Source organism: Winogradskyella ouciana (genome assembly GCF_009709615.1).
GTDB lineage: Bacteria > Bacteroidota > Bacteroidia > Flavobacteriales > Flavobacteriaceae > Winogradskyella > Winogradskyella ouciana.
In genome coordinates this window covers 506,091-519,588 of record NZ_WJYA01000005.1, presented here as the reverse complement: position 1 = coordinate 519,588, position 13,498 = coordinate 506,091, and the positions used below count along the sequence as shown (strand labels likewise).

Sequence of the window (13,498 nt, the reverse complement as noted above, 5' to 3'; positions counted from 1 at the left end):
TCTTTTTGTATTTTTGCTCTGTAAATTTATAAAGTTATGAAGGATTTCTTTTACGCAATACAAGATTTATTTGTTGATGTACTATTTGCGCCGTTTGATGCTTTAAGAGCGTTAGAGCTAGAAAGCTGGTTCACTGCTAATTTTATGTCTTGGCTTTTCACTATCGTTGGCATGGTTGCTTTTATCTATTGGATGCTTCAATTGAAAAAATACAACGACAATAACGAAGAAGATAAGAGCGTAACAGCTCACTCATATTTGTAGGTCTTTAAAGGTCGAAACCTATATCCTTACGATAATACATCTTATCAAAATGTAGATTTTCTATACTTTGATAAGATTTTTTTATGGCTTCTTGGTAAGTGTTGCCATAAGATGTAATCGCCATAACACGTCCTCCTGAAGTTACTACCTTATCCTTTTGATATTTTGCTCCGGCATGAAACACCAGAGAATCTTCAATTTTATCTATTCCAGAAATTTCTTTCCCTTTTTCATAAGCTTCTGGATAACCGCCTGAGACCAACATAACCGTTGTCGCTGCTCGTTCATCAATTTCTATAGTTACACCTGACAACGTTTGATTGGCCATAGCTTGGAAAATTTCAACCAAATCCGTTTTTAATCGTGGTAAAACCACTTCGGTTTCAGGATCACCCATTCTAACATTGTACTCAATTACTTTTGGGTCGTCACCGACTTTAATCAATCCTATAAAAATAAAGCCCACATAAGGCAAGTTGTCTTTTCTTAAACCTTCAACCGTAGGCCTAACAATTTGATTTTCAATTTTACTTAAGAATTGATCTGTTGCAAAAGGTACTGGCGAAACGGCTCCCATTCCTCCAGTATTCAATCCTGTATCACCTTCTCCGATGCGCTTGTAATCTTTTGCTGTGGGTAGGATTTTATAGTCTTTCCCATCGGTAAGCACAAAACAACTCAATTCTATACCATCCAAAAATTCTTCAATAACCACCTTGGTACTAGCATCTCCAAATTTGGCATCAACAAGCATGTTTTTTAATTCAGCTTTAGCCTCAGATAAATCATTAATAATTAAAACACCCTTACCAGCCGCCAAACCATCCGCTTTTAAAACGTAAGGTGGGTTTAGGGTTTCCAAAAACTTGTACCCTTCTACAACATTGTCTTTTGTAAAGCTTTGATAGGCTGCCGTTGGGATATTATGACGCATCATAAACTCTTTGGCAAATTCTTTACTGCCCTCAAGCTCTGCAGATGCTTTTTGAGGACCTATAACTGCAACATGCTTTAAATCCTCGTCTTGTAAAAAGAAATCATGAATGCCTTGCACCAAAGGATCTTCTGGTCCAACGACCACCAACTCAATCTCATTTTCGATAACTGCTTTTTTAATCGCTTCAAAATCAGTTACGGAAATATTTAAATTAGTAGCAATAATTGCAGTACCAGAGTTTCCTGGAGCTACAAAAAGTTTGTTACAATGTTCGCTTTGAGCAATTTTCCATGCAAACGTATGTTCTCTACCACCAGAGCCAAGTACTAAAATATTCATGCCTAAATTTTCTTTGGGCAAAAATAATTGGTTTTAAGATGAAAAAACAATTAATTTACGGAAACCTTTTTGGCTTTAAACATCTTGCGACTATTTGATTTTTCACTTAAAATTAATGGCTTTGACATCAACAAGGCGAGGTTGGCTTTGTCTAAAGTTCAGGCTAAAAATGATTCGGACCTTAAAGCTTATGTTGAAAAGCAGAAAAAGGACATCATTTCTTTCCACCTAAAGAACAATTCGTTTTATAGATCTTTTGCAAGTCAAGTAGATGTCAATGATTGGAGCTCTGTTCCTGTTATGACCAAACGTCACCTTCAGCAGTCGCTAGAGAAACGTTTGAGCAAGGGTTACGAATTGAAAAATGTTTACGTAAACAAAACTTCAGGCAGTTCTGGTGATCCGTTTGTTTTTGCCAAGGACAAATGGTGCCATGCGATGACATGGGCAGAAATTACTGATAGATTTTCTTGGTACGGTATTGATTTTAATACCTCAAAACAAGCGCGCTTCTACGGCATACCGTTAGACAAGAAGGGATATTATAAAGAGCGCTTAAAAGATTGGTTTAGTAACCGATATCGGTTTTCGGTTTTTGATCTGAGTGATAATGCTTTTGAAAAGGCTCTTGTAAAATTTAAGACTTCAAAATTTGATTTTATCAATGGTTATACGAGTCCAATTGTCCAATTTGCTAAATTCCTAAAGCGTAAAGACAATATATTAAAAGATTTGTGCCCAAGTTTAAAGGTTTGTATTGTAACGTCTGAAATGTTATTTGATGATGATAAGGCACTTATGGAAAAACAATTTGGTGTGCCGATTGTTAATGAATATGGTGCTTCTGAACTGGATTTAATAGCTTTTCAGAATACACATAACGAATGGCAAGTAAATAGTGAAACCTTATTTTTGGAAATTCTAGATGATAATGATAATGTGCTTCCCTATGGAGAAGAAGGTAGAGTAGTCATCACTTCTTTATATAACAAAGCACATCCCTTTATTCGTTATGATATTGGTGATATTGGCATTTTAAGTGACAAAAGCACATTAAGAAAACCCATTTTGAAAAAACTTGTAGGCAGAACCAATGATATCGCAGTTTTGCCGAGCGGAAAAAAAGCGGCTGGGCTTACATTTTATTATATTACCAAAAGCGTTATTGAGGATGAGGGTAATGTCTCTGAATTTATTATTGAGCAATCAGCAATAGACACTTTTAAGATTAAATATGTGAGTCGTGAAGTGTTGTCTTCAGATAAAAAAAAGGTAATTACCGAAGCTATGGAACAATATTTAGAGCCTGGAATTTCTATTACTTTTAAACGCGTTGATAAATTAGACCGTTCTAAATCCGGAAAGTTAAAGCAGTTTACATCTTACGTTGACTAGGTTATGGAAGAACTAATGATTATTACGAGTTATTTTCCTCCTGAGATAGGAGCTGCATCTAATCGTATATATCATTTGGCTGAGGGTTTAAGGTCCAGCTATAAGGTTAGTGTAGTGACACCGCTGCCAAATTACCCAACAGGTAGGATTTTTTCTGATTACAAAGGCAAATACAAATCTAAGACTTTAGAAAACGGGATTGAGGTGAATAGGATTTGGCTCTACGCAAGCAAATCTAAAAATAAGTTTATACGCTTATTTGCCATGCTGTCCTACAGTATAAGCTTGGTATGGTTTTTTACTTGGAACAAAATACCTAAGAAGGTTATCGTTCAATCTCCTCCATTGCTTGTTGCTTTTACATGTATGTTTTTTTTGAGGTCTAAAAAACGAAAACTAATATTAAATGTTAGTGATTTATGGCCAAGTGCTGGGCTTGAGCTGGGTGCTTTAAAAAACAACTTTAGTTATAGTATTTTAAAAAAACTTGAGCAATTTAACTATAAAAATGCTGATTTAATTTTAGGGCAGAGTAATGAAATACTGTCGCATATTGAACAAATTACCAAAAAACCTGAGCTGTTTCTTTATCGTAATTATCCTAATATTCCGGTAAACAACATATCAGAAAACCATTCGGACACCAAAAAAATTAAGATAGTATATGCTGGTCTGTTAGGTGTGGCTCAGGGAATTTTAAAACTATGTGAAAATTTAGATTATGATAATATTGAACTTCATATCTATGGCTCTGGCGCAGAAGAGGAAGATGTAAAATCTTATATTGAAACCAATAAAGAATTGCCCATTTTCTTTTATGGTCGAGTAGACAGAAGTGTTTTACACCAAGAATTAAAAAAATATGATGTTGCTATTATTCCACTGCTTAATAGAATATATGGATCGGTTCCGTCTAAAATTTTTGAATATGCCAAATTAGGACTCCCAATGCTATATTTTGGTGGAGGTGAAGGCGAGTCTGTAATCAGTAAACACAAATTAGGCTGGATAGCTGAAGCTGGAAACTATACTGAATTGAATTCAATAATCAACTCCATAAAAAAGTCAGATATAACTATTGAAAGAAAAAAAGCAATACAAGCTACAGCATATACAAGCTTTGATTTAACCGCTCAATTAAATGGCTTAAAAGGCAAAATTTAATAAGCTTTATCCTCTCCCTTTATAGCATTAATGAAAGTCTGTACTATAATCTTTATATCGAGTAGTAAAGACCAGTTTTCAATATAAAAGATATCATATTTTACGCGGCCAATAATATCCTTATCCGTTTCAACTTCGCCTCTAAACCCACTAATTTGGGCTAAGCCTGTAATGCCAGGTTTAACAAAGTGTCTCACCATAAATTTGTCAATCTTCTTGGCGTACATATTGGTATGGCTCACCATGTGCGGCCTAGGACCAACCACAGACATGTCTCCAAAAAGGACATTAAAGAACTGAGGAAGCTCATCTATGCTCGTTTTTCTTATGAATTTACCAACTTTTGTTACTCGTTGATCTCCTCTTGTGGCTTGATATAAATTCGCGTCTTTATTTGGTGTCATAGACCTAAATTTGTAACAATCAAACTCTTTATAATTAAAACCATTTCTAGATTGCTTAAAAAACACTGGTCCTTTGGATTCTAATTTAATAAGAATTGCAATTAAAGGGGTTAACCATGATAAAACGAAAACAATTACAATACTTGAAAATAAAATATCAAAACCTCGTTTTATGACCATGTTTGCCGAATCTTCTAGAGGTATGGTTCTTAATGTTAAAACGGGTATGTAATCATAATATTCGTACCTAAGTCGTTTTGAATAAATCTCTTTGCTATCTGGTATAAATTTTAAAATCTTTAGATTATTATCTGCAAAATCTACAATTTCAGCTATCTGAGAGTTTGTAAGTTCAGAAATGGAGCAATAAATTTCGTCTATTCGTTCATTTAGTACATAATCAAAGCAATCGCTCAATGTGTGTTCTTTATTCTTAAAGTTAAAAGTCTTTTGGTGCAGATACCCATATTCTGGGTTTTTATTAAAAAAATTTTCTAGAGCAAGTGTCTTTTTGTTTGCACCTAAGATAACTGTTGACCTATAGTTTCCGCCAAACGAGACTCTATACTTCTGTAATAGATAATAAACTGTAAACTTTGAAATAGTAATTAACAAAGAACAAAGAAGCGTATATTTTACAATTGGCCTTGGGTAAATGTTTAATTCGTGATACAGGCCCGAAAATGCAAACACTAAAAGCAAAAACAAGATAGATTGTTTTACTACAAGGGCCAAGATATTAACAGGTCTTGTATATCTATAGACTTCATAAAATTTTGAATAAATGGCCAATAAAACCCAGCCGACAGATATAAATATTGAGAAAATTAAGGGGTCTTTGCCTTCTAGCAAATACAGAATTGCTACACCATTTATAATACTTAAATCGATTAAGTAAGATATGGGTCTTAAATATCCTGAATATCTTCCGTGTTTAAATAAACTCAAATTTCTTGAAAATAGATGACAAAAGTAATTTTTTTCCTGAGCTTATTGATTTAAAGTGAATGAATTTTACTACTTTAAAGTTAGCATAAAATGCTAATATATACAACAACTTTTGAGATTTGAAAAAAGAACTTGCCGCTTTAGCTCTAATATGATTGGTGTAGTGATTTTTTATGAGCAATAAAATTTTTGTGTTGTTCGTTTACGTAATCACCAATTTCTTTCTCAAATCGTTCTTTAGAAAATCTCATGGCATTTTGTCTTATTGTGACCGGATCCAATTCTAAAGTTTCAAATTCGCTTATAGCATCTATAATGGATTTCTCGGTTTGATGGTTAAATAGTAATCCTGTTTTTCTGTTTATTACAGTTTCTCTAACACCCCCTTTATTGTATGCTATAACCGGAGTTCCACATGCCTGGGCTTCTACTGGTATAATCCCAAAATCCTCTTCAGCAGCAAAAACGAACGCCTTAGCATCTGCCATATATGTTTTTAGTTCAGCCGTATCTAAAAAACCTGTTAGATGAATGTTAGATTTAGCTATGGCCTTAATTTTTTTATATTCTGGTCCATCACCCGCAACAATCAATTTTTTATTGGGTAGGTTATTGAATGCTCTTACTATAAGTTCAATTTTTTTATAGGGCACCATTCTAGATGCGGTAAAGTAATAGTCATGCTTTTTTTTCTGAAGTTGAAACTGGTTGACATCGACAGGGGGATAAATTACTTCTGCATCTCTATTGTATATCTTTTTAATTCTACCTTTAATATAGTGGGAGTTTGCAATAAACAAATCAACCCTATTTGAGTTCAACACATCCCACATCCTTATTTTATGTAAAGTTCTTTTGGCGTAGATCCTTTTTATTATACCAAAACTTGATGCATTAAGATACTGATGATATAAATCCCAAGCGTATCGCATAGGTGAATGGCAATAACATATATGAAGTTGATTTTGATTAGTTAAAACACCTTTAGCAATTGACGCTGAAGAACTCAATACCAAATCATATTCACTTAGGTCAAATTGCTCTATTGCGTAAGGAAATAATTGTAAAAATTTTCTATGATTAGATTTTGCCGTAGGAAGATTTTGAACAAAGCTTGTGTTTACCGATTTACCATTTAATATATAGTCACGATCGTCTTCCTTCAAAAAATCCACAAGGGCAAAATGGTCAAAGTCATCCCAAATTTTATTAAATGAATGAATGACCTTTTCAGCTCCGCCGTTTATATAGTACCAATCATGTATAAGTGCTTTTTTCATTGCTTAAATTAGAGAATGGGGTTTTTAAATTGATGCCTACTTTTCAATTATGTTTTCTACTCTTACTCCCGTTCGAGAAAATGTCCGTTGTTTAAGAGTTGTATTGATATTTGTTCCTTTTAGTATTAAAGTTTCAATTACTGTAGGTCTAAATTCTTCGCCGATATCAAAATTTACGCTATAAGTGCCTTTTGAGTCTGATAAATCAATAATTGCCTTGTCTATAAATGAATTATGACAGTTTTTTATCCAAAGCCCAGAAAATTTTAACTGTTCCCCCTCTATGCCGCCTTCCATTTTTGCCATATTTTCTCCACTACCAACACCAAATTTTTTAACGTTCAAATATTTAATATCTATTTCCTCACCTGTTAAATACACACCGTGTCTATCTGACGACTCTACAATAACGGTGTCTATCTTTATCTCTCTCGGTTCATTATTATGACCATGCACAATAAAGCCTGCTTTGATATATTTATATTGCTGTGGTCCTGAACCTGAATCTTTAATGAGTACTTTTTTAATGGTAATGTCTTCTGAACCACCATGTATCGAAACACCTGTACTTCTTAAGTTATTCATTTTGTCTTCAACATTTGTTTCAGTAATTATTTCATCTACACTGATGCTCTTAGCGTTTTGGGTATAGAACCTAGACAGAGATTGTATAACACCGTCTATTTTAATTAATTCTGAATTTTTAATGTTAATGGCACCAGTAAACGTAGCGCTATCAGAATTTATCTTAATATTTTTACGGTTTTCTATATTAAAAGTCCTGTCGTAAATACCTTTTGGGAAAAAAATTTCGACTCCAGTTTCTGAAATATCTAACAGGACATCTAGTTTGTCTTTTAGTAAGGTTGGGTGCTGGCCTATTCCCTTGCCCGGCTCTACACCGTAACGTCTAACATCTCCAACTTTAAAGGAGCTGTCTATAGTATATAGGGAGTCAACGTATGTATGCTCTTCTACAACATCATTCTCCTCAACGGTCTTATTTTCATTTTTACATGATGCTAAAAGAAGTAATAGCAAAAAAAACTTAAGTACTCTCATAAGATTTATTTCTAGTCAAAGATAATATAATAGCTATAGAATATACTCCCATTTGCCTTGCTAGTAGGTTTTCTACCAAAAGAAATAGCAGGGCCGCTAACAATAATAATGCATTAACGATGTTTTTTTCAAGATAACTGGATCTTAATGCCATAAAAAAGGGGGAAACCAACAAAAAGAGACCAAGCAAACCACCTCTAAGTAACTCATTTATATATTGATTATGAGTGTTATATTCTTTCATTATAAATCTTGTTTTATCAGGCTGATAATCAAAATTTGCTTCTTTTTTATAATAATTGAGCAGTTTATTTTTTACCTCAGTCTGACTACTCAATCCGAATATGGGATTTGCGTCTTTACTATATATGGATTTTGCTCCTTGCCAAACTACAATTCTAGTGTCATACTTTAATTGTTGAAATCTATTTTTCAATGGATTATTAGATTGAAAAAATATAATTGTAGAAGTTAATAATGCCAATATAAAAAGCAACAGATATTTTAAATTAATCTTTATTTCAACTAATACAAAAACTAAAACCGCTAATAATGCAATTATTAATCCTAGTCTAGCTGATATTATTATTATTATTAATACAGAAAACACACTAGAAAGTACAAAAACCCACTTTCTAAAATTTCTAAATATCCTATAGCTAATAATGATATTTAATGCTGATAAAAAACCTAAATATGGTCTTTCAAAATGTAAAATTTCATTAATACCTGCGTAACTTCTCAAAGCAACTGTCTTTCCTTCTGTGAAAAAATAATACTCAATAATACCAAACAAAGCTATAAATTGATTCACTAGTATCGCTGCAAATAAAAAGTACAACCCCTTTAATAAGGTGTCCTTTTTGATGTAGGCCATGCCTATGGGTATTAAGACCAGTGGTAAAAGTTTCAAATATTCTTTATACTCTAGGTTTAGGGTAGATGTGCTTAATATTACAACATAACAGAAAAGTAATATTAGGCTAGAGAACAGGATTTGCTTTAACGGATATACTCTCTTACCAAAAAAAAGCGCAACAGTTATCAAAATTATTAAGCTTACATTACTCAGAAAAATTGAAGTAGTTAGGAAAAACATCAAAGCGAAATATGCTTTTGGTATTATATCTTGAAGGTTTTTCATAATTTTCTTTTTGCTCTAGCATTTATGTATATATATGATAAAAATGCAATAAACAAAAATATTAAAACCACCTTTAATATTCTATGAAAATAAGCCATCGAATACACGTTTGTTAACCATAATGTTAGCTGAAACAAAATGACTGCAATAAGGTAATTTTCATTACGTATTGCTTTTACAAGCAATACGTATATTAGGGGAACAAAAGAAAATGCTATAAAATGAAACAAAAGCGCTATAGGAAGTGGAAAAATCCTCATTAGTATAGCTGGGTAAGCATTAGTCCAGCTTACACCTCCTTCCCATAACCTTTCTAAATACCTCTGATGAAATTCTGGTGTAAAGTCTCTCATAACAACATGCATCCCATATGGCAATTCGCTTAAGTCCCACGTGTTAGGCGCGTCGTTATAAACATATTTTTCATTTACGCCCCAAAAAACATGAGCTTGTAGTCCAAAAGCTCTATAAAAAACAGACTCTACAGGAGTTAAATTTAAATAAGCAAATGGATTTTTATTAGAATATTTTAGTAGGACTAAAGAAAATATTAAAGTTCCGACCAACACTAAATAACGTTTTTTGAAATTCAAAATACTCTTACTTTCTTTTTGCCTTAGACCAATAATAGTATATGAAACAAAAAATCCTATAAGACCATACAAAAAGGCTGTGAACTTTTGATCTACACCCACTAAATAAATAATATAAAGCCCAACCAATAATAATGTCAACTTTTTATATCGTCTAAATGTTATCCCAAAAATAAAGGGTAAATACCCTATAGTACTTCCTAACAATGCACTTAAACCAGGATATGCAGCTGTTTCCCAGTAATTGAATTTAGTTATTTCTTCAGACGTGTATACAGAGGGAGAAGACAACAGGCTTATATAAGCAACAACCATAATTATAATGGCAATAGCGTATACAATGGACAATTCTGATTTCTTAACTATTTTAACCTTAGGTAAGTTGAGCTTTAAGCCTTTTTGAAAAACTGTATAAAAAAACAGGAAAGAAACAACAGACACAAAGAAGAACATAAGCAAATAAAAATTAGTGAAGTAAAACTCACCATGTTTGTCTTGTTCACTAACATAAGCACCTTGCTCAATAACCAAAACTGATGCAGCCATCCATAGATACTGTATAAAAAAAGGAAGGAAGCATATAAATGCTATTTTTTTCTTATTAAAAAAATGATAGCCAATCAATACAATTACCAATATGCTAATAAGGTTAAAGATCATTTTCTATAATTGTAAAGTTTAGTTTTTTAAAGAGCGGGTTTAGCACACTTTTATAAAAAGGCATTACAGTAATATTTATTTGCTCCTTTAATTGTAATGGAGCTTCAGAATATATACTAAACACAGCACTTGAGTCAAAAGTATATATATTTCTACATTTTAATTCGTCAAAATATAAGTCTTCCATACTCGTCTCATCATCTACATAAATTAAATTATGGTTTTTAAAATCTCGTTTTAGTGCTTCGAAATCTAATCTCGGACCATGTCTATGGGGTTTGTAATAGATTTTATGAGTTGCACTGTAATTATCTGAACCTATTACTTGAGTTAGGAGTTTTTTAAGTTTAGAAATATAAACGTCTGAACCAAACATATTGCCATAAGGCTCTTGACCTACAATTAAATTATTGTTGCTAAGCTCTGTTAATTTTCGCTTTTCTTGTGGTAATTGCCTGGATTTTTCTGGTTTAATTGCGAAATTTGGTTGGCGAACTAGTTGATATTTCACTTTATCATAATCGATCCCTGAAGTGTGCCCAATATATGGCTTAATTTTTATGCCATACGCTAGAGCAATAAGTCTTTTAACTAAAAAATTAAACTGAGAAACCTCTTCTAGGGTATGCATATAATAATTTAAAACACCGTCTTCTATTACCACACCCTCAATATTTCTTGAAAAATAAAATAGCATATGATTAGATAACATATCTTCCAATGAAGAAAAATATACTCTGAGTTGAGCCTTATTTCTTAAGTCTCTCAATTGCGCAACAACATCCTTATATACTGATGCTTTTTTTATAATGGTCTTGATTTTAGAAACTGTAGAGTCAGATTGATTGTATGCTTTAGATTTAAGATAAATTAACCTATCAAATATGGTTTTATCTACCTCAAAATCCCTACTTGTAATTAAAATGTTAGTCGCCTTTTTTTGCTGCTGAGCAATTTTTTCGCAATACTTAACGTGGTGGGTAGAAAGTGCAATAAAAATATTATTCATAACCAACCTTTTTACAACTCGATTTTCTCAGGTAAATAATGCATATACTTGTTAACAAGAAAGCTACACATGTACCTGCAACCCCAAAATAGTATGTTAGAATAAGAGTTGTTACTAGATTAAAAAAACCACTTTTGATGGTAAGCCATAAAATAGTTCTGTCTTTTTTCTTAATATAAAGATAAAAATGATACACTAAAGAATAGTTTATTATTGCTGTGGAAATCAATAATATGAAAAATATATACAGATAATCTTTATAAAGCGGTATATCTTGCCAATATAAAATTGGCGCAATAGCAATCAATAGTAAAACTATAATTATAACGATTTGTTTCAAGAATGAGTTTTTAAATATTTTAAAGTACTTACTAAAATTAGAGGTATTGCCTTTTTCTATTAATAGAGGCAGTTCAAAAGAAATAACAATAGCATTAATATAGACAGTAATTACTAAAGCTAGATTAGAATAGAAGCTGAAAACACCTGTAATTTCTTTTCCCAAAAATAAGTCTACAATATAACGGTTAAGGTACTCAATTGATTTAAGGGATAATGTACCTAAAAAAAACAAACTGCAAACTACAATTCCTCTTTTTATAAATGCTATGCTTAATTTTAATGAGCCCTTATTATTTATTGCTGGCCTTACTGCAGTTACAACATTTAAACCAACGGCAACTAAATTGAATATTAACCAATAGTTCAAAATAGTCTCTAAAACTAGATTTTTATTGAAAAAAAGTATTTCTATAGTCAAATAAGACATCCACAAGAATACTCTAAAAAAGAAAATTAAGTTTGCCGTTAGCACCTTCTTGAATGCTATTTGAAGCCGATATGCCTCTTGGCAAAAATGTTCCGTAATGCAAATTAATAAAATCGTAAGAGTGACCTTTAAAGACATACCCATACCATCACTAAAATGATAATAGACAGCAACGCAAGACATCGCAATAATATAAACAACAATATAAAGTAAAAAAGTGCTGAACACTTTACTAACAGTATTTTGGCCATTCATTAAAATCTCTCTAATAGAATAGTTGTAAAAGTCTAATCCTAGCACAAATATGGAAATAGTAATTGTAGTTGTAATAAGTGTATAGCTCCCATAAATTTCAGGACTTAGAACTTTTGATAATACGGCAAAAAATAAAAATTTAACACTTAAGGGAGCTACCCTAAGACCTAAGTTGAATAACTTATAAAATCCAAATTTTGAAGGAACCAAATGCTTGATCATACTTATTTACCGTTACCTCAAACATTAAAACCTTCAATCATTTGTTGAGAAAGTGGTGTGCCTTTTTTTAAATCTTTAGTAAAACTTTTGCCTAAAATATTATTATAGTGCTTTGGGTGTAATCCATGTCCTGGTCTAACCGATTTAACATTCGAAGATGTGATTAAATCCCCTGTCTTTACATCTTCAGAAACAAATAGAGATCTAGAAAATTCGCGACTTTTTATTTTTTTTTCTGTTAAATCATAATCCACCTTACCTAACATTTTTTCGGCTTTTCTCACGGCTTTTACTAGTTCCGTAAATTCCTTTTCGTCCAATGAGAAATGCGCATCTGGTCCACCAATACTCTTATCAACCATAAAATGTTTTTCGATTACTTTTGCGCCCAAACTCACTGCTACTACTGGCGCTTCAATTCCTAAGGTGTGGTCAGACAAACCTATTTTAGTGCCAAAACGGATTTTTAAATCTGGTATTGTATTTAAATTACAGTCTTCTGGAAGTGCTGGGTACTGTGATGTGCATTTAAGCAAAGTGATATCGTTATTGTTTTCTCCTCTGCAAGTTTCTAGAGCCAACTCTATGTCATCTATTGTTGCAATTCCTGTAGATATAATAATAGGCTTTCCTTTAGAGGCAACATATTTTATCAAGGGTATGTCCGTAATTTCAAAAGATGCTATTTTATATATAGGAACATTTAATGATTCCAATAAGTCAACAGCACTAAAATCAAAAGGAGAAGAAAAACACACTAGCCCTTCGTTCTCTGCAGTTTCGAACAACTCCTGATGCCATTCCCAAGGGGTATAAGCTTCTTCGTATAAGTCATAAAGATATCTTCCGTCCCAATGAGAATTATGATCTATCTTAAAATAGTCGTTCTTTACGTCTAAGGTAATGGTATCCGCTCTATAGGTTTGTAGTTTTATTGCATCAGCTCCAGCTCTTTTAGCCGCTTTAATGGTCTGTTTCGCAATGTTAATATCTCCTCCGTGGTTGGCTGAGAGCTCTGCGATTATAAACACTGAATTATTATCCATACCTAAC

12 protein-coding genes are annotated in these 13,498 nt (G+C 32.4%); 3 read left to right on the top strand and 9 right to left on the bottom strand.

Translation table 11 applies throughout. The features are described 5' to 3' along the window. The first annotated feature begins 36 nt into the window (after positions 1–36). Positions 37–264, top strand: a complete 228-nt coding sequence (locus F1003_RS09830) for a DUF6341 family protein (protein WP_155089234.1) — start codon at positions 37–39, stop codon at positions 262–264. Positions 265–268: 4 nt separating this feature from the next. On the opposite strand, the gene purD is transcribed toward F1003_RS09830, so the two are convergent. Then, complete coding sequence (purD, locus tag F1003_RS09825) at positions 269–1,540, bottom strand: phosphoribosylamine--glycine ligase (protein WP_155089281.1); 1,272 nt, start codon at positions 1,538–1,540, stop codon at positions 269–271. An 84-nt stretch (positions 1,541–1,624) separates the two neighbouring features. Here purD and F1003_RS09820 point away from each other — a divergent pair, with 84 nt between their 5' ends. Together F1003_RS09820 and F1003_RS09815 are read left to right on the top strand one after the other, a co-directional pair. After that, complete coding sequence (locus F1003_RS09820) at positions 1,625–2,935, top strand: phenylacetate--CoA ligase family protein (RefSeq protein WP_155089233.1); 1,311 nt, start codon at positions 1,625–1,627, stop codon at positions 2,933–2,935. A 3-nt stretch (positions 2,936–2,938) separates the two neighbouring features. Then, the gene (locus F1003_RS09815) at positions 2,939–4,099 is read left to right on the top strand and encodes a glycosyltransferase family 4 protein (RefSeq protein ID WP_155089232.1); all 1,161 of its coding nucleotides are present in this window, start codon (positions 2,939–2,941) and stop codon (positions 4,097–4,099) included. On the opposite strand, the gene F1003_RS09810 is transcribed toward F1003_RS09815, so the two are convergent. The 8 genes from F1003_RS09810 to pseI all read right to left on the bottom strand — a co-directional run bounded on the left by F1003_RS09810 (position 4,096) and on the right by pseI (position 13,491). Next, positions 4,096–5,451 carry an undecaprenyl-phosphate glucose phosphotransferase gene (locus tag F1003_RS09810; protein ID WP_155089231.1) on the bottom strand — a complete coding sequence of 452 codons (1,356 nt, stop codon included), beginning with the start codon at positions 5,449–5,451 and terminating at the stop codon, positions 4,096–4,098. The genes F1003_RS09815 and F1003_RS09810 overlap by 4 nt on opposite strands. Before the next feature lie 146 nt (positions 5,452–5,597). Continuing rightward, on the bottom strand, positions 5,598–6,731 hold the full coding sequence (locus F1003_RS09805; RefSeq protein WP_155089230.1) for a glycosyltransferase: 1,134 nt from the start codon (positions 6,729–6,731) through the stop codon (positions 5,598–5,600). Positions 6,732–6,767: 36 nt separating this feature from the next. Next, positions 6,768–7,793 carry a hypothetical protein gene (locus F1003_RS09800; RefSeq protein WP_155089229.1) on the bottom strand — a complete coding sequence of 342 codons (1,026 nt, stop codon included), beginning with the start codon at positions 7,791–7,793 and terminating at the stop codon, positions 6,768–6,770. Then, complete coding sequence (locus F1003_RS09795; protein ID WP_155089228.1) at positions 7,780–8,937, bottom strand: O-antigen ligase family protein; 1,158 nt, start codon at positions 8,935–8,937, stop codon at positions 7,780–7,782. The genes F1003_RS09800 and F1003_RS09795 overlap by 14 nt, the downstream gene beginning before the upstream one ends. Further along, complete coding sequence (locus F1003_RS09790; protein ID WP_155089227.1) at positions 8,934–10,076, bottom strand: DUF6418 domain-containing protein; 1,143 nt, start codon at positions 10,074–10,076, stop codon at positions 8,934–8,936. The genes F1003_RS09795 and F1003_RS09790 overlap by 4 nt, the downstream gene beginning before the upstream one ends. A 103-nt stretch (positions 10,077–10,179) precedes the next feature. After that, the gene (locus F1003_RS09785) at positions 10,180–11,199 is read right to left on the bottom strand and encodes a hypothetical protein (protein WP_155089226.1); all 1,020 of its coding nucleotides are present in this window, start codon (positions 11,197–11,199) and stop codon (positions 10,180–10,182) included. After that, complete coding sequence (locus F1003_RS09780; RefSeq protein WP_155089225.1) at positions 11,192–12,445, bottom strand: lipopolysaccharide biosynthesis protein; 1,254 nt, start codon at positions 12,443–12,445, stop codon at positions 11,192–11,194. The genes F1003_RS09785 and F1003_RS09780 overlap by 8 nt, the downstream gene beginning before the upstream one ends. A 17-nt stretch (positions 12,446–12,462) precedes the next feature. Beyond that, complete coding sequence (gene pseI / locus F1003_RS09775) at positions 12,463–13,491, bottom strand: pseudaminic acid synthase (protein WP_202913892.1); 1,029 nt, start codon at positions 13,489–13,491, stop codon at positions 12,463–12,465. Positions 13,492–13,498 lie beyond the last annotated feature (7 nt).

Bases quoted from the DNA above. Each gene is read 5' to 3' on its own strand.
- F1003_RS09830 (WP_155089234.1), top strand. From the start codon at position 37: ATGAAGGATTTCTTTTACGCAATACAAGATTTATTTGTTGATGTACTA.
- F1003_RS09805 (WP_155089230.1), bottom strand. From the start codon at position 6,731: ATGAAAAAAGCACTTATACATGATTGGTACTATATAAACGGCGGAGCT.
- F1003_RS09815 (WP_155089232.1), top strand. From the start codon at position 2,939: ATGGAAGAACTAATGATTATTACGAGTTATTTTCCTCCTGAGATAGGA.
- F1003_RS09780 (WP_155089225.1), bottom strand. From the start codon at position 12,445: ATGATCAAGCATTTGGTTCCTTCAAAATTTGGATTTTATAAGTTATTC.
- F1003_RS09795 (WP_155089228.1), bottom strand. From the start codon at position 8,937: ATGAAAAACCTTCAAGATATAATACCAAAAGCATATTTCGCTTTGATG.
- pseI (WP_202913892.1), bottom strand. From the start codon at position 13,491: ATGGATAATAATTCAGTGTTTATAATCGCAGAGCTCTCAGCCAACCAC.
- F1003_RS09800 (WP_155089229.1), bottom strand. From the start codon at position 7,793: ATGAGAGTACTTAAGTTTTTTTTGCTATTACTTCTTTTAGCATCATGT.
- purD (WP_155089281.1), bottom strand. From the start codon at position 1,540: ATGAATATTTTAGTACTTGGCTCTGGTGGTAGAGAACATACGTTTGCA.
- F1003_RS09785 (WP_155089226.1), bottom strand. From the start codon at position 11,199: ATGAATAATATTTTTATTGCACTTTCTACCCACCACGTTAAGTATTGC.
- F1003_RS09790 (WP_155089227.1), bottom strand. From the start codon at position 10,076: ATGGCTGCATCAGTTTTGGTTATTGAGCAAGGTGCTTATGTTAGTGAA.